Consider the following 15,098-nt stretch of genomic DNA (forward strand, 5'->3'; position numbering starts at 1 on the left):
AAGCCGTTCCGGATCTAGCACAAGCCGTTCGGGATCTGGCACAAGCCTTTCGGGGCCGAGCGTCCGCCCGGAGCGTTGACCGCTCCGGGCGGGCGTCCTACGACAGGCTGGTGCGGGTGGGCTCGGCCAGCAGGGCCGTGGTCGCCTCGTCGGCGGGGACGTAGACGATCAGGCGCTGGTCGTCGGTTCCGGCCAGGGTGAGGGTCTCGTAGGCGAGCAGGAGTTCGCCTTCCGGGTGCGCCCATCGTTCGGTGCCGACGCGGGCGGGGAGCATCGCGTTCGCGTAGTGCCGGGTGAACTCGGTTCCGGCCGTCAGGGACAGTTCGTCGGCCAGGTGCGCCGCGTGCCGGTCGCCCAGCGCGGCGCCGGCGCGCAGGTCGGCGGCGCGTTGCGCGGCCACCTCCGCCCAGCCGGGGAAGGCGTCGCGGGCGCGGGGGTCGGTGAACAGGTAGCGGGCCAGATTCGGCGGGTCGTCGTCGAGCAGGCCGAAGGGGCCGAGCAGGCGGGCGTACGCGGGAGTGTGGGCCAGGATCTCGGTGAGCTGGTTGACGACCAGGGCGGGGGTGTGGGCCATGCGGGCCAGCATCGCCTCCACCGTGGGGCGCAGCGTGCGGGAGAGCGGCGGGGCGCCCGCGCAGACGCCGCCGGCGTCCGCCTTGTGCAGGCGGTGCAGGTGGATGCGTTCGTCCGGCGAGAGTGAGAGCGCGTCGGCCAGCGCGGTGAGGATCTCGGTGGACGGGCGCCGGTCGCGGCCCTGCTCAAGACGCGTGAGGTAGTCGACGCTGACACCCGCGACCGTGGCCAGTTCGGCGCGGCGCAGGCCCGGGGTGCGGCGGCGCGCTCCCGACGGGAATCCGACCGCCTCGGGTGGCACCGCCTCGCGCCGGGCGCGCAGGAACGCCCCCAGCTCGTTGTTACCCATGGCCCGAGTGTAGTGCGGGCCGCGAGGGTGGCCCTGCGGGAGCCAGGCTTACGGCGGTCTCCCTCTCCCGTGTACGGCCCGGCAGTCTCGTCCCCATGAGCGCATTCACACCGGGCGAGATCGCCTACCTGACCAGCCAGCCTCTCGGCCGCCTGGCCACGACCGGAGCCGACGGCAGGCCGTCGGTGCGCCCCGTCGGGGTGATCTACGATCCCGGCTCCGGCGGGCTGATCGTGGGCGGCGTCGCGGGCTCGGGCATGGCCCGCAGTAAGAAGTTCCGCGACGCCCGGCGCAACCCGGACGTCGCGTTCGTGGTGGACGACCTGGCTTCGGTCGAGCCGTGGTCCCCGCGGGGCATCGAGATCAGGGGAGTGGCGCGGACGTTCGACGAGGGCGGCGTGGAGGTGGGGGAGCGGCTCGCGGCGCCGTTCCCGTTCGAGGAGGCGTGGATCCTGATCCGGCCGCGGCGGATCCTCGCCTGGGGCATCGAGGGCGACTTCGCCGCCAGGGAGGTGGCGGCATGAGGTACCGGCTGCTGGGGCGTACCGGGCTGCGGGTGTCGGAGTTGTTCTTCGGCGCGATGGGCTTCTACGAGGGCGGCGCGGGCAAGGAGCATCGCGCGATGCTCGACGCCTACGAGGGCGCGGGCGGCAACGTGATCGACACGGCCTCGGCCTACGGCGAGAGCGAGAGCGTCCTCGGCGAACTGCTGGCCGGGCGGCGCGAGCGGCTCGTCCTGGCCACCAAGTACTCGATCTCCCGTGACCAGACGGATCCGAACGCGGCGGGCAACCACCGCAAGAACCTCGTGCACTCGCTGGAGCAGAGCCTCAGGCGGTTGCGCACCGACTACGTGGACCTGCTCTGGGTGCATCTGTGGGATCGGCGCACCCCGCTGGAGGAGACGATGCGGGCGCTGGACGACGCGGTACGCGCGGGGAAGGTGCTGTATGTCGGGATCTCGGATGCGCCCGCGTGGGTGGTGAGCCGGGCCAACACGCTGGCGGAGTGGCGCGGGTGGACGCCGTTCGCGGGGGTGCAGGTGCCGTACAGCCTGCTCAAGAGGGACGTCGAGCGGGAGCTGCTGCCGATGGCGGGCGAGCTCGGGCTCAGCGTGGCGGCGTGGGGGCCGCTGGCCGGGGGCGTGCTGTCGGGCAAGTTCAGCGGCGGCGAGGGGGCGGAGGGGCCCACCCGGGTGGATCCCGGGACGCTCGGCGACCGGGATCACGCCGTGGCGCGGGCCGTGCGGGAGGTCGCGGGGGAGGTGGGCGCGAGCCCGTCGCAGGTGGCGATCGCCTGGACGCGGGCGCGGCACCCGTTCGTGCACCCGATCGTCGGCGCCCGCGACGCCCGGCAACTGGCCGACAACCTGGGCGCGGCCGAGGTCGTGCTGGACGGGGAGGTGGTCAGGAGGCTGGAGGCGGCGGCCGCCTTCGAGGCGGGCTTCCCCGGGGACTTCCTGGCCGAGTGCGAGGCCGATCCCTGGGTGTTCGGCGAGGGCTACCGGCGCCTGGACGCGTCGTAGGCGGCCGGCTCCTCCACCGCTCGCCTACCCGTCCGACGTCGGCGTCGGTCCAGCTCCGCGTCATGCCGCCACCCTGGGACACGAGGATCCGGGAGTCTCAGGGCTGATGTACGGCACGGCGGGACGGGTACCAGCTCTCGCCGACCGGCTCGCCGGCGAGGTTCCAGCTCCAGGAGATCGTGGGCGTGATGCGCAGGTACACGCCGGGCCCGACCATGCCGGTGCGTTCGAAGGGCTGCTCGGCCACGCCGTACACGCGGATTCCGCGCGCGACGAACGGGTCGGAGGACGGCATGTCGTCGATCACCAGCGCGACCTTGGCGCGTCCGGCGGCGACGTTGCGGAACTTGCGGGTGGCCACCACGCTCCGGCCGCCGCCGATCCAGAAGTACGTGCCGTCGAACTCGTAGGCGACGGGCATCACGTCGGGCTGGTCGCCATCGTCGAGCGTGGCGAGGCGGGCGAGGGACTGGGAGCGCAGGTAGGCGCGCTCCTCGTCGGTGAACGTCATGCCAGGTCTCCCTTTCTGCGGTGCTCCTCTCCCTTTACACGATCGGGCGGCCCGCGCATCGACAGACACGGGTAAATCGCGTTGCGGGGTTGCCGCCGCTTCGCCACGCTGGGCGGATGAACGTGCCCTATCGGCAGATCCGTGCCGTCTACACCGAGGAGACGATCACCGTCTACCAGGCCTACGACCCGGCCATCGCCGTTCCGGCGGTCGCGGCGCAGCGGTTCGTGGCGCCCTTCAAGCGCGAGCGGATGACGTGGATCAAGCCGTCGTTCCTCTGGATGATGTACCGCTGCGGCTATGCCACCAAGCCCGGCCAGGCCCGCGTGCTGGCCGTCGACATCAGCCGCGACGGCTTCGCGTGGGCGCTGGCCAACGCGTCGCTGAGCCACCACGGCGGCGCGGAGGTCCGCGGCAGGCCGGTGCGGGTGCAATGGGACCCGGAGCGCGACCTCCACCACAACCCGCTGCCCCACCGCTCGATCCAGATCGGGCTGTCCGGCGAGGCGGTCACCCGCTACGCCGACGAGTGGATCACCGGCATCCGCGACATCACTCCGCAGGTCAAGGCCGTGCACGCGGCGCTGCGGGCCAAGCGGGACGTCACCGGGCTGCTGCCCGACGAGCGTCCCTACCCGCTCGGCGCCGAGCTGGCCGCCGTCGTCCAGGCTTCCTAGAGCGCGGCCCACAACCCCTCGGGGACCGGGGTACGGAAGTCCGCCACGTTGGCCAGCACCTGGGCCGGAGTATGGGCCCCGATGAGGATCGAGCGCACGGCAGGGTGGCGCAGCGGGAAACGCATCGCGGCACCGGCCACCGGCACCCCGTACGCGGCGCAGGCGTCCAGGATCGGCCGGACCTCCGGCGGCGGATCGGAGGGCGGCTCGGCCAGCAGGCCCCGGTGGAACAGGCCGGCCGCCACCACCGGGACGCCCCGCTCGGCGCACAGCGGCAGAAGCTCGTCGAACGCGGTACGGCGCAGCAGCGTGCACTGGCCGGCGGCCAGCAGCACGTCGGGATCGGCGTTCCTGACGAAGGCGGCGAGCATCGCGGGCTGGTTCATGCCGACGCCGATCGCCTTCACCACTCCCTGCGCGCGCAGGTCGGCCAGCGTCGCGAACGCCTCGTCGAGGGCCTGGGGCCAGTGGCGGTCGGGGTCGTGGACGAGCAGGATGTCGACGTGGCCGGTGCCGAGCCGTTCCAGCGACTCCTCCAGGCTGCGCAGGACGCCGTCGCGGGAGAAGTCCCAGACGGCGTGCCGGTCGTCGGCCACGGCGAAGATCCCCGGCCCGCCGGGTCCCGGCCGGATCAGCCGGCCCACCTTGGTCGACAGCACGTACTCCGACCGGGGCCGGTCGCGCAGCGCCGCGCCGAGACGGCGTTCGGCCAGGCCGAGCCCGTAGTAGGGGGCGGTGTCGAAGTAGCGGATGCCCGACTCCCAGGCGGCGTCCACGACCTCGCGGGCCTGCCCGTCGCTGACGGGACGCAGGTAGTTGCCGAGCGGGCCGCCGCCCAGCCCCAGCTCGGGCAGGTGGGGCAGGGTCACGGGGCGGCCTCCAGATGGAGCCAGGTGGTGACAACCTCGGTGACGGCCTCCAGGTGGTGGTCCTCGCCGGCCTCGACGATGAGCACGTCCCCGGCGGCGAAGCCGGACACCTCGCCGTCGAGATGGACGCGGCCCGTGCCGGACAGGATGAGGAAGATCTCGGGATCGGGATGGGTGTGCGGGCCCCGGTTGTGGCTGATCTGCCCCGGGGACAGGGTGGAGACGCCGCCGGATTCGACCCGGTAGCCGGGTAACGAGATCCCGTCGCCGTGCTCGGCCAGCGTGCTCCTGCGCATGGGGCTCCTTTCCGAAGGCCGTCAGCCGAGGACACCGCTCTCCTTGGCCGCCCGTTCGATGGCGGCCAGTTCGTCGGGGGTGAAGCCCAGGCGGTCCACGGCGGCGGCGTTGGCCGCGAGCTGCTCGGGGCTGGAGGCGCCGACGAGCACGGAGGTGATCCGCTCGTCGCGCAGCGCCCAGGCGAGGGCCAGCTGCGCCACCGATTGCCCACGATCAGCCGAAATTTCCGACAATTGCCGTACGAAAGACAGCACCTCCTCCGTCACCCGGTCAGCCGTCAGGAACCGTCCCTCGGCCGCCCGCGAGTCCGACGGGATGCCCGCCAGATACCGGTCCGTCAGCAACCCCTGGGCCAGCGGCGAATACACCACGCAGCCCACGCCCTCCCGCTCCAGCACCCCCAGCAACTCCTGCTCGATGTCGCGCCGCAGCAGCGAGTAGACGGGCTGGTGCACCAGCAGCGGTGTGCCCAGGGAGCGCAGCAGCCCGGCGATGGCCGCCGTGCGGCCGGGCGCGAAGTTCGACACGCCCACGTACAGCGCCCGGCCGGTGCGGACCATGTGGTCCAGGGCCGCGGCCTGCTCCTCCAGCGGGGTGTCCCGGTCGTCGCGATGCAGGTAGTAGATGTCGACGTGGTCCAGGCCGAGGCGGCCGAGCGACCGGTCCAGGGCGGCCAGCAGGTGCTTGCGGGAGTTGCCCTTGCCGTAGGGGCCGTCCCACATGGGGTTGCCGCCCTTGGTGGTGACCACGATCTCGTCCCGCATGCCGCGCAGGTCGAGCCGGAAGATCGAGCCGAACGTGCGCTCGGCGGCGCCGAGCGGCGGGCCGTACCGGTCGGCGAGGTCGAAATGGGTGATGCCGAGGTCGAGGGCCGCGCGCACGATCGCGCGCTGGCTCTCCGGTGTACGGCCGTCGCCGAAGTTGTGCCAGAGCCCGAGGGAGACAGCGGGCAGCAGCAGCCCGCTGCGCCCGCACCGTCGATGGTCCACGTCCTACCTTCCTGCGATTCCGGTCAGGGTGACGCCCCTGATGAAGGTCTTCTGGGCGATGAAGAAGATGATCACGATGGGCATCATGGCGATCAGGGCCACGGCCATCATCTGGTTGTACTGCGTGGCGAACTGGTCGGTGAACAGCCCGAGCCCCATGGGCAGCGTGAACTTCTCGGTCGTCCTGATGTAGATGACCGACTCCAGGTACTGGTTCCAGTTGCCCACGAAGGAGAACAGGCAGATGGCCGCCAGCGCCGGCTTCGACAGCGGCAGCATGATCCGCCACAGGATCCGCAGCTCGGAGGCGCCGTCGATGCGGGCGGCGTCGATGAGCTCCTGCGGGATCGTGGTGAAGAACTGCCGCAGCAGGAAGATGTAGAGCGCGACCCCGAAGAACTCCGGCACGATCAGTGGCAGGTACGTGTCCACCCAGCCGATCTTGGAGAACAGGATGAACTTCGGCACCAGCGTGATCTCGCGCGGGATCATCATCGTGGCCAGCAGCGCCCCGAACATCAGCGTGGCGGCCCGCGCCCGCATCCGCGCGAACGCGTAGGCGGGCAGGACGCACGAGATCAGGTTGCCCGCCATCGACAGCGCGGTGATGAGCACGGTGTTGAGCATGAACCGCGTGTAGTCCAGCGACCCGAACCAGCCGCGCGAGTAGTTCTCCCAGTGGAAGGAGTCGGGCAGCCACTGCGGCGGGAAGGCGAGGTTCTCCGCGTCCGACTTCAGCGACGTCGTGATCATCCACAGGAACGGCAGCACGAACACGACGGTGCTCGCGATGAGCAGCACGTACGCGCCCGCCCGCCGCGCCCGCCGGATCCGCTCGGTCTGCGCCGGGGTGAGGGTCCTCGGCTCCGCTCTCTTCAGCAGCATCGCGACCTCACGTGAACTCGTAGTGCACCCAGCGCCTGGCCAGGGCGAACTGGATGGCGGTGACGGCGATGATGATGGCGAACATGGCCCACGACAGCGCGGCGGCGTACCCCATGTCGAAGTAGACGAAGGCGTGCCGGTAGATGTACAGGCCGAGCACCATCGTGGCGTTGCCGGGCCCGCCCTCGGTCATGGCCAGGATGAGCACGTAGCCCTGCAGGGCGCCGATGAAGCCGGTGACCACGTTGAAGAAGATGACCGGCGACATCATCGGCACGGTGACGCTCCAGAAGCGCCGCCACCAGCCGGCGCCGTCGATCTCGGCCGCCTCGTAGAGCGACTTCGGGATGCCCTGAAGCCCGGCCAGGTAGATGACGATGGTGTTGCCCGCGCCCCACACGGCCATGAGCACCAGTGCCGGGATGGCCCACTCCTGCGAGGCCAGCCAGCCGGGGCCGGTGATGCCGACCGTGGCCAGGACCTTGTTGATCAGGCCGTAGTCGGGGTGCAGGATGTTCAGCCACAGCAGCGCCGTCGCCAGCCCGGAGACCACGGACGGCATGTACATGACGGTGCGGAACAGGCCCTGGAAGCGCAGCGGCTGGTTGAGCAGCAGCGCCATCGCGAACGTGAACGTGACGCCGAGCGCGACGTATCCGGCCCCGTACTGGACGGTGTTCTCGATCGACTCCCAGAACTCGGGGTCGCCGAACATGCGCTCGTAGTTGGCCAGGCCCACCCACTGAGGCGCTTTCAGCAGGTTCCACTCCATGAAGCTGATGACGATGGCCGCGATGATCGGGCCGGCCGTGAACAGGATGAACCCCAGCAGCCACGGCGAGACGAACAGGTGGAAGCGCCGCGCCTCGCGCTGGGCGAGCGTGGCCATCACGCGATCTTGTTCTCGGCGAGCAGCGGGCCGACCTTGGCGGCGATCTCGTCCAGCGCCGCCTTGGCGTCGATCTTGCCGAGCATCGCGCGTTCCCAGATGGGCTTGGCCGTGTCGACCGCCTTCTTGGTGGCCGGCAGGCGCAGCACGCCGTCACTGGTGGCGTAGTCGGCGAGGATCTCCTTGACCAGTTCGGCCGTCTCGGCCGGGATGCCGAGCGCCTCGGCGTTGGGCAGCCACGCCGACTGGCGCGCCGGGGCGCTGATGCGGCGGAACTGGTAGCCGGAGGACGACAAGTACTCGTAGATGTAGAGCCACGCCGCCTCCTTCTGCCGGGAGGCCTCGGTGATGACCAGGGCGCTGCCGACGGCGGGGGAGAAGCGGCCCTGCGGGCCCTTCGGCACGTGTGTCGCGCCCCACGTGAACGCCTTCTGCTTGGCCAGTTCCGTCATGATCCAGGCGCCGTTGATGTGCATGGCGGCGTGGCCGGACTTCCACGGGTCGACCTTCTCCAGCAGGAGTTCCTCGGCCAGGCTCGGCGTGACGCCGTCCTTGAGCAGCAGGTCGAGCCACATGCCGAGCGTCTTGACCGCCTCGGGGGAGTTGATCTGGACCTGGGTCTCGTCGGGGGAGAGGAAGCGCCCGCCGTACGGCATGAGGAAGACCGTCGACAGGTCGGGGGCGGGCTTCGGGGTCGGCGAGAAGCCGAAGATCTTCGTTGCGCCGGAGCCGCTCTTGAGCTTCTTGGCGGTCTCGATCATCTTCTCGAAGGTCCAGGTCTCGTCCGGGTACTTCAGTCCGGCCTTGTCGAAGATGTCCTTGTTGAAGAAGAGCAGCTTGGGCGCCATGTCGGTGGGCAGGCCGTACAGCTTGCCGCCGCGCTCGAAGTAGGCGAGCCCGGCCTTGGGCAGGTCGTCCCTGGCGAAGTCGGGGGACCTGGCGATGAAGTCCTCCAGCGGGGCGACGATGTTGTTGGAGATGAAGTTCTGGGTCCAGGAGTAGTGGTTGTACATGACGTCGGGCAGGGAGCCGCCCGCGGCCTGGGCCATGTACTTGGTGAGAAAGCCGTCGAAGGTCGAGGTCTCGCGCTTGATCTCGATGTTCGGGTGGCGCTTTCCGAAGAAGTAGTCGAACTGCATGTTGCGCACCTCGGCGATGACGTCCGAGGTGGAGGCGATGGTGATCGTCACCTTGGCCGCCGGGTCCGCCACCTCCGACTTCGGCCACCGCAGCGAGTCGTTGAGCTTCTCGGCCTCCTCGAACGGCCAGGTGTCGTTGCCCGGCCGGTTGGGGTCGATGGTCTGGATGCCCGTCTTGACCGGCGCGGCGGCCTGCTTCTGCTGGCGCGTGTCGCCCCCGCAGGCGCCGATGACGGGCATGGACGCGGCGGCAACGGCGAGGGCCAGCATCCGGCGGCGGTTCATGTCCATGGATGACCTCTTTCCGAGGAAGATCTCGATGGCCGCACCGGCGGTCGCAGGGTGAAGGTGCCGGGCGCACCCAGGCCCGGTTCGGTCAGTCTCGCCATAAAGGTCCGATGACTCAGGGGCATGGCCGTACCGTAGACCTGGTAATTAACTTCGTCAAGAATTGAATTGCAATCGCTTGCAACCTAGGCTCGGGCGCACTGTGAGCTAGCCATGGAGGCTTTCGTGCCCAAATGGACCTGTGCTGCCGACGATCTGGAAGCAGTGATCGAGCTCTCGCCTGACGGCGGGCTTTCATGGGAGGTACGGCACGCCGGCCGGGTGGTCGTCAGCCCGTCCCGGCTGGGCCTGAAGGCCGCCCACGCCGACCTGACCCGCGGCCTGGCGTTCGAGGGGATCACCAGCCGGGCCGTCGACGAGACCTACGAGACCGTGACCGGCAAGAGCCGCGCGCACCGCTACACCGCCACCGAATGGACCCTCTCCTTCAGCCCAGGCCTGGAACTCCAGGTGCGGGCGGGTTCGGGCGGGGTCGCGTACCGGTACCGGGTCAGCTGGACCGGCCCCGTCACGATTTGCGATGAAATTTCGGAGTATGTGGTGCCGGGGGCGGCCCGCGCCATCCTCCTGCCCTACGAGAACGGCCGCTGCGACTACGAGGAGATCCACCACCACACCACCGTCGAACGGGCCGAGCCCATCCTGTACGGCTACCCGTCGCTGTTCCAGATCGGCGAGAGCTGGATGCTGGTCACCGAGTCGAACCTGGACAGCGGCTACGCCGGCTCCCGTCTCGCCTTCGACGGCACCGCCTTCCGCCTCGACCTGCCCGACCCGTACGTCACCGCGGCCTCCCCGCTGGTCACGCCCTGGCGCACGGCGATCGTCGGCGACCTCGCCGCCGTCGTCGCCAGTGACCTGGTGACCGGCCTGGCCGAGCCGTCCAGGGTGGCCGACGCCTCCTGGGTTCGGCCGGGCGCCGCCGCCTGGTCCTGGTGGTCGGACGGCCCCTCCACCCGCGACCTGGAGGCCCAGAAGGTCTGGGTGGACTTCGCCGCCGGGATGGGCTGGCCGTACGTGCTGGCCGACGCCGGATGGAACAAGGAGTGGATGCCCGAGCTCATCGCCTACGCCCGCGAGCGCGGCGTCGGCATCTGGCTCTGGTCGCACTGGCAGCACGTCGACACCCCGCTGGAGCACCGCGAGAAGCTCGCCCTCTGGAAGGGGTGGGGTGCCGTCGGCGTGAAGATCGACTTCACCGAGTCCGACGGCCAGGACCGCATGCGCTGGTTCGACTCCATCCTGGAGGCCACGGCGCGGCTGGAGCTGATGGTCGTCTTCCACGGCGGCACGATCCCGCGCGGCACCGAGCGCACCTGGCCGCACTTCATGACCGCCGAGGCGGTCAAGGGCGCCGAGTGGATCAAGCCGAAACCCGGCAAGGAGCCGCTCTACCCGCCCACGCACTACCTGTCGCTGGCCTGCACCCGCAACGTGCAGGGCCCGATGGACTTCACCCCCGTCACCTTCAGCGCCGTGCGGAGCATCTCGGCCGGGTTCGAGCTCGCGCTCGCCGTCCTGTTCGAGTCCGGGGTGCAGCACTTCGCCGACAGCATCGAGGCGTACGGCGCGCGCCCCGACGCCCGCCGCCTGCTCGCCCGGGTCCCCGTCGCCTGGGACGAGACCCGCCTGCTGTCCGGCGACCCGGCCGACCACCTCGTCCTGGCCCGCCGCGACGGCGTGGTCTGGTACGTGGCCTGCGGCACGGCGGGCGAACCCCGCGTGATCACGGTCGCGCTCGACTTCCTCGGCGAAGGCGAAGGCGAAGGCGGCTGGACGGCCGAGATCTACCGGGACGCCCCCGGCGACGGCGTCGCCTCCGAGGAGGCCGAGGTCGCCCCGGGCGCCAAGCTCGACATCCCCGTGGCCGCCAACGGCGGTTTCACCTTACGGCTGGCCCGGCGCCGGCCGTAACGACCGGAAAGAGGACCCGTGCACCCCACCCGGATCGGCGCCGCCACGGCGGTGGCCGCCCTCGCCCTCGGTGTCTTCACCACCGCGCGGGCCGAACCCCAGCACGGCAGGGGCGGCACGCTCGTCGCGCAGACCACCGCCACCCACGCCCGCGTCCACAGCGACCGCCGCCCGATGGGCGCGGGCCTGTACGACCGCGAGGCGGACCGCACCTACGTCTCCTGGATGGGCAAGGACTCCGACGCCTACTTCCAGGACTACGACCACAAGGGCGGCCGCTGGAGCACGCCGGTCAAGATCGGTTCCTCCTTCAAGGACAAGCACAACTACCCGGTCATGGTCCAGGCCGACGACGGCAAGCTGCTGGTCTTCCACGGCGCGCACAACTCGCCCCTGCGCCTGGCCACGCGGGCGGCCGACGGCACGTGGAGCGACCGCGGCCTCGGCGACGTCGCCCCCTACCACGCCTCCTACCCGATGGCACTGAAGGCCCGCAACGGCGACGTCTACGTCTTCTTCCGCGACACGCTCAAGGAGGACGACTCGACGCAGTTCGTCGACGACCGGCCGATGCAGTACCTCATGTCCGCCGACGACGGCGTGACCTGGAAGAGCTCGGGCGAGCTGACCGGCCACCCGTACATCCTCGGCTCCGAGCGCGCGGACAACATGGACGAGGTCTACGTCGCCGAGATGACCGAGCACAACGGCCGCTTCCACCTGCTCTGGACGATGGCGGGCGGCGGCAGGCCCGACGTCCACGGCCACGGCACCCAGATCCACGACGTGTTCTACGCCGTCTTCGACCCGGCCACCCGGCACTTCTCCACGGTCGCGGGCGAGGACCTCGGCACCCAGCTCGACCAGGCCGAGATGCTGGACAAGGCGATCGTGTGGCGCAGCAACAGGGAACTTCTGCACGGCACCGGCTTCACCCACTCGGTCCAGGTCATGGCCGACGGCAAGCCGGTGATCGTCTTCTACGACAACCAGACCGGCGGACAGCGCGCCTGGCTGACCGCGGGCCGCTGGAACGGCCGCTCGTGGGACTTCACCCGCCTCACCCAGGAGTACGGCCTGCTCGACAGCGAGAAGACCGGACCCCACACGCTCCGGGTCTACACCACCCGGGGCAGCGAGTCCGGCATCACCGCCTTCACCCTCGACCGCGGCCGCGACTGGCGGCAGGGGCAGTACATCTGGACCGACACCAAGCTCCAGAAGGGCAACGTGATCGAGGGCGGCAAGGACCCCGTCCGCATGCTCGCCGAGACCAACACCGGCACCCAGGACCAGACCGTGCAGACAGGAAACGTCTACGCCGTGGGAGAGATGCGATGATCAGGCAGATCGCGGCGGCGCTCGTGCTGCTGGCCGCCTTCACCCCGGCCGCGGCGCGGGCCGCGGGCGACCGCTGGGAACCGCGCTGGAACCCCAGCCCGTCGCGCGACGGCGTCAACGCCTTCGAGGCGCCGGAGGACGACCGGCGCGGCTCGCACGCCGACGGCATGCCGCACGTCTCCACCGACAGGAACGCCTGGCGCTTCGACATGCACAACGTGGACCGCGACGGCTCCGACCGCCAGCGCAACGAGGTACGCGGCATGCGCGACGGCCGGGGCCGCGCCCTGGAGATGCGCAAGGACGAGACCTGGCGGATCAGCTGGCAGATGTACATTCCCGACACCCTGGACGCCACCTCCAGCTTCAGCCACATCTGGCAGCTCAAGACCTCCGACATCGGCACCCCGGTCGCCCAGCTCTCCCTGCCGATCAAGAGCGGCGTGCAGAAGATCGAGGCCCGCTACTGGACGCTGGCCGACAACGCCACGCACGGCTTCGCCTCCTACGACCTGGAGGCGATCCAGAACAAATGGGTCACCACCACGATCGAGATCAAGTCCAGCGACAAGGGCTACATGCGCTGGGTGCTGAAGGACGGCCACCGCACGCTGGTGGACCAGCGGATCGACGACATCGACTTTTACTGGACCGAGGAGCAGTACAACCGTCCGAAGTGGGGCATCTACCGCAGCATCCGCAGCACCGGCCTGCAGGACACCCACATGCTGGTCAGGGACCTCAAGGCCTGGACGCTGGGGCCGGTCAACCCGCCGGTCCGGCTGCCGGCGCCCGACCCGGCCGCGTACGAGGCCGAGCGTGAGGGCACGGTCTTCGAGGGCGCGGCGGAACCCGCCTACTGCAAGATCTGCTCCGGCGGGCGCAAGACCATCCTCATCGGCGGCAACACCTACGACTACACCACGGTCAGGGGCATCCTCTCCGAGACCACCGCGACCAAGGAGATGACCGTCCACGCCGTCGTCAACGGCACCCAGTCCTTCCGCATCAGCGTGAACGGGGCGGACTCCGTCGAGGTGCCCATGACCGGCACCCCCGACAAGGTCACCACGACGACCGTCCAGGTGCCGCTGATCGCGGGCGTCAACAACGTCCGCTTCTTCAACCTCACCGCCAGGACGCCCGAGCTCGACAAGATCGTCATCAGGTAGGAGCGGAGCATGGATCTCACCAGACGCGGGTTACTGGCCGCCGGCGGCGCGCTGGCGCTCGCCGCCGCCGCGGGCCCGGCGCCCGCGCGGGCGGGCACCCTCTGGCAGTCCGCCCTTGTCCGTTACGACCGCCGCGGACGCCTCGTCTACACCGCCGACGCCGAGGGCAACCGCGTGCCCGACTTCAGCCACGCGGGCTACCGGGGCGGCGAGCGGCCCCTTCCGCACGTGCGGGTGGTCAAGGTGATCAGGCCCGTCGAGGGCGACAACACCGCGCACATCCAGGCCGCGCTCGACGAGGTGGCGGCGCTGCCCCGCGCGCGGCGCGGCGCCCTGCTGCTGTCACCCGGCCTCTATCCCGTCGCGGGCACCTTGTACGTGCGCGCCGACGGCCTCGTCCTGCGCGGTACGGGCGACGGGGCCGACCCCGCGTCGAACACGATCATCAAGGCCATCGGCAACACGCCCAAGGACCGCAACGTCATCGTGGCCGGCGGCGTCGCGGGCGGCGGCTGGCGGGGTGAGGTTCCCGGCACCCGCACCGACATCACGAGCGACTTCGTGCAGGTCGGCGCGCGCGAGTTCCGGGTCGCCGACCCCGGCGCGCTGCGGGCCGGGCACAACGTCGTCATCACCCACCCCTGCACCGAGGAGTGGCTGAAGGCGATCGACCACGGCGGGCACGACGTCGGCCCGCCGTGGAAGGTGGGAGAGCACCCGCTCTTCTTCAACCGCTACGTCACCGACATCTCCGGCGACGTCGTGACGGTCGACGTGCCCCTCTACAACCACCTCAACCGCGCCCACAGCCCGTCCTTCCTCTACACCTGGGAGCGGGCCGGGCTCGTCACCGAGGTCGGCGTGGAGCGCCTGCGCGTCGACATCGCGTACACGGGCGACCCCGAGCAGGACGAGAACCACGCCTACAACGCGATCTGCCTGCTGCGCTGCGAGGACGCCTGGGTACGCGACTGCACCGCCCTGCACTTCACCCAGGCCGGCTTCGCCACCCAGGAGACCACCCGCGCCACCATCCAGAACTGCCGCGCCGTCGACCCGGTCAGCCTCGTCACCGGCAGCCGCCGCTACAACTTCAACACCTACACCTACTCGCAGCAGATCCTGTTCAAGGACTGCTACGCCTACAAGGCCAGGCACGCCTTCGTCTCCAACGGCCACAGCACGGTCTCCGGCATCGTGTTCCTGCGCGGCGTCTCGGAGTACGCGCTCAACTCCAGCGAGGGCCACCGCCGCTGGTCGCAGGGCATGCTCTTCGACGGACACCGCGACCTCGACCCGCACTACGACTACACGCTCGGCCTGTACAACCGCGGCCGCTACGGCACCTCGCACGGCTGGTCGGCGGCCCATTCCGTCGCCTGGAACTGCGACGTGTCCACCAGCAGGCTGATCGTCCAGAAGCCGCCCACGGCCCAGAACTACGCCATCGGCTGCCGCGGGACGATCACGGGCGACGGCCCGTTCGCCCAGCCCGCGGGCTACATCGAGGGCGCCAACCGGCCCGGTCTGCTGCCGCCCTCGCTGTATCAGGCACAGTTCTTCGACCGCCACCGATGAGTTCCGGATTCCTCCGGGGTCTGTACGGGAAAGCGATCCACG

The 15,098-nt window shown here is 70.3% G+C and carries 15 protein-coding genes; 7 read left to right on the plus strand and 8 right to left on the minus strand.

Going from position 1 to position 15,098, the window contains the following annotated elements:
* Positions 1-97: 97 nt before the first annotated feature.
* Complete coding sequence (locus ACIBKY_RS29045; RefSeq protein WP_397101361.1) at positions 98-922, minus strand: helix-turn-helix domain-containing protein; 825 nt, start codon at positions 920-922, stop codon at positions 98-100.
* A 95-nt stretch (positions 923-1,017) separates the two neighbouring features.
* Here ACIBKY_RS29045 and ACIBKY_RS29050 point away from each other — a divergent pair, with 95 nt between their 5' ends.
* Together ACIBKY_RS29050 and ACIBKY_RS29055 are read left to right on the plus strand one after the other, a co-directional pair.
* The gene (locus ACIBKY_RS29050; RefSeq protein ID WP_397101363.1) at positions 1,018-1,446 is read left to right on the plus strand and encodes a PPOX class F420-dependent oxidoreductase; all 429 of its coding nucleotides are present in this window, start codon (positions 1,018-1,020) and stop codon (positions 1,444-1,446) included.
* Positions 1,443-2,447, plus strand: coding sequence for an aldo/keto reductase (locus tag ACIBKY_RS29055; RefSeq protein WP_397101365.1), 1,005 nt, complete (start codon positions 1,443-1,445; stop codon positions 2,445-2,447). The genes ACIBKY_RS29050 and ACIBKY_RS29055 overlap by 4 nt, the downstream gene beginning before the upstream one ends.
* Positions 2,448-2,544: 97 nt before the next feature.
* Here ACIBKY_RS29055 and ACIBKY_RS29060 read toward each other — a convergent pair whose 3' ends face one another.
* Complete coding sequence (locus tag ACIBKY_RS29060) at positions 2,545-2,958, minus strand: PPOX class F420-dependent oxidoreductase (protein WP_397101367.1); 414 nt, start codon at positions 2,956-2,958, stop codon at positions 2,545-2,547.
* A gap of 116 nt (positions 2,959-3,074) precedes the next feature.
* On the opposite strand from ACIBKY_RS29060, the gene ACIBKY_RS29065 reads away from it, so the two are divergent.
* Entirely contained in the window at positions 3,075-3,635 is a 561-nt protein-coding gene (locus ACIBKY_RS29065) for a DUF4291 domain-containing protein (RefSeq protein WP_397101369.1), read from the plus strand.
* Here the strand turns inward: ACIBKY_RS29065 and ACIBKY_RS29070 are convergent.
* The 6 genes from ACIBKY_RS29070 to ACIBKY_RS29095 are packed head-to-tail and all read right to left on the minus strand — an operon-like array spanning position 3,632 to position 8,994.
* Entirely contained in the window at positions 3,632-4,504 is an 873-nt protein-coding gene (locus tag ACIBKY_RS29070; RefSeq protein WP_397101371.1) for an aldo/keto reductase, read from the minus strand. The two genes, ACIBKY_RS29065 and ACIBKY_RS29070, sit on opposite strands and share 4 nt — an antisense overlap.
* Entirely contained in the window at positions 4,501-4,800 is a 300-nt protein-coding gene (locus ACIBKY_RS29075) for a cupin domain-containing protein (protein WP_397101373.1), read from the minus strand. The genes ACIBKY_RS29070 and ACIBKY_RS29075 overlap by 4 nt, the downstream gene beginning before the upstream one ends.
* A gap of 21 nt (positions 4,801-4,821) precedes the next feature.
* Positions 4,822-5,790 carry an aldo/keto reductase gene (locus tag ACIBKY_RS29080; RefSeq protein ID WP_397101375.1) on the minus strand — a complete coding sequence of 323 codons (969 nt, stop codon included), beginning with the start codon at positions 5,788-5,790 and terminating at the stop codon, positions 4,822-4,824.
* A 3-nt stretch (positions 5,791-5,793) separates the two neighbouring features.
* Positions 5,794-6,675, minus strand: coding sequence for a carbohydrate ABC transporter permease (locus ACIBKY_RS29085; protein WP_397101377.1), 882 nt, complete (start codon positions 6,673-6,675; stop codon positions 5,794-5,796).
* A gap of 7 nt (positions 6,676-6,682) precedes the next feature.
* Positions 6,683-7,564, minus strand: a complete 882-nt coding sequence (locus ACIBKY_RS29090) for a carbohydrate ABC transporter permease (RefSeq protein ID WP_397101379.1) — start codon at positions 7,562-7,564, stop codon at positions 6,683-6,685.
* Positions 7,564-8,994: an ABC transporter substrate-binding protein gene (locus tag ACIBKY_RS29095; protein ID WP_397101381.1), complete on the minus strand. Its 1,431-nt coding sequence runs from the start codon at positions 8,992-8,994 to the stop codon at positions 7,564-7,566. Before ACIBKY_RS29095 ends, ACIBKY_RS29090 begins: the two co-directional genes overlap by 1 nt.
* Before the next feature lie 222 nt (positions 8,995-9,216).
* Here ACIBKY_RS29095 and ACIBKY_RS29100 point away from each other — a divergent pair, with 222 nt between their 5' ends.
* Genes ACIBKY_RS29100 through ACIBKY_RS29115 form a run of 4 tightly spaced genes read left to right on the plus strand, consistent with a single transcriptional unit; the run spans position 9,217 to position 15,056 of the window.
* Positions 9,217-10,965, plus strand: a complete 1,749-nt coding sequence (locus tag ACIBKY_RS29100; RefSeq protein ID WP_397101383.1) for a glycoside hydrolase family 97 catalytic domain-containing protein — start codon at positions 9,217-9,219, stop codon at positions 10,963-10,965.
* 18 nt (positions 10,966-10,983) lie between these two features.
* The gene (locus ACIBKY_RS29105) at positions 10,984-12,306 is read left to right on the plus strand and encodes a BNR-4 repeat-containing protein (protein WP_397101385.1); all 1,323 of its coding nucleotides are present in this window, start codon (positions 10,984-10,986) and stop codon (positions 12,304-12,306) included.
* Positions 12,303-13,478, plus strand: a complete 1,176-nt coding sequence (locus ACIBKY_RS29110) for a hypothetical protein (RefSeq protein ID WP_397101387.1) — start codon at positions 12,303-12,305, stop codon at positions 13,476-13,478. Before ACIBKY_RS29105 ends, ACIBKY_RS29110 begins: the two co-directional genes overlap by 4 nt.
* A 9-nt stretch (positions 13,479-13,487) precedes the next feature.
* Complete coding sequence (locus tag ACIBKY_RS29115; protein ID WP_397101389.1) at positions 13,488-15,056, plus strand: hypothetical protein; 1,569 nt, start codon at positions 13,488-13,490, stop codon at positions 15,054-15,056.
* The last annotated feature ends 42 nt before the right edge of the window (positions 15,057-15,098 follow it).

Origin of the sequence: Nonomuraea sp. NPDC050394 (assembly GCF_044459065.1) — a bacterium.
Lineage (GTDB): Bacteria > Actinomycetota > Actinomycetes > Streptosporangiales > Streptosporangiaceae > Nonomuraea.

Coding starts and splice junctions, on each gene's coding strand:
- ACIBKY_RS29045 (WP_397101361.1), bottom strand. CDS start 922: ATGGGTAACAACGAGCTGGGGGCGTTCCTGCGCGCCCGGCGCGAGGCG.
- ACIBKY_RS29050 (WP_397101363.1), top strand. CDS start 1,018: ATGAGCGCATTCACACCGGGCGAGATCGCCTACCTGACCAGCCAGCCT.
- ACIBKY_RS29055 (WP_397101365.1), top strand. CDS start 1,443: ATGAGGTACCGGCTGCTGGGGCGTACCGGGCTGCGGGTGTCGGAGTTG.
- ACIBKY_RS29060 (WP_397101367.1), bottom strand. CDS start 2,958: ATGACGTTCACCGACGAGGAGCGCGCCTACCTGCGCTCCCAGTCCCTC.
- ACIBKY_RS29065 (WP_397101369.1), top strand. CDS start 3,075: ATGAACGTGCCCTATCGGCAGATCCGTGCCGTCTACACCGAGGAGACG.
- ACIBKY_RS29075 (WP_397101373.1), bottom strand. CDS start 4,800: ATGCGCAGGAGCACGCTGGCCGAGCACGGCGACGGGATCTCGTTACCC.
- ACIBKY_RS29085 (WP_397101377.1), bottom strand. CDS start 6,675: ATGCTGCTGAAGAGAGCGGAGCCGAGGACCCTCACCCCGGCGCAGACC.
- ACIBKY_RS29090 (WP_397101379.1), bottom strand. CDS start 7,564: ATGGCCACGCTCGCCCAGCGCGAGGCGCGGCGCTTCCACCTGTTCGTC.
- ACIBKY_RS29095 (WP_397101381.1), bottom strand. CDS start 8,994: ATGGACATGAACCGCCGCCGGATGCTGGCCCTCGCCGTTGCCGCCGCG.
- ACIBKY_RS29110 (WP_397101387.1), top strand. CDS start 12,303: ATGATCAGGCAGATCGCGGCGGCGCTCGTGCTGCTGGCCGCCTTCACC.
- ACIBKY_RS29115 (WP_397101389.1), top strand. CDS start 13,488: ATGGATCTCACCAGACGCGGGTTACTGGCCGCCGGCGGCGCGCTGGCG.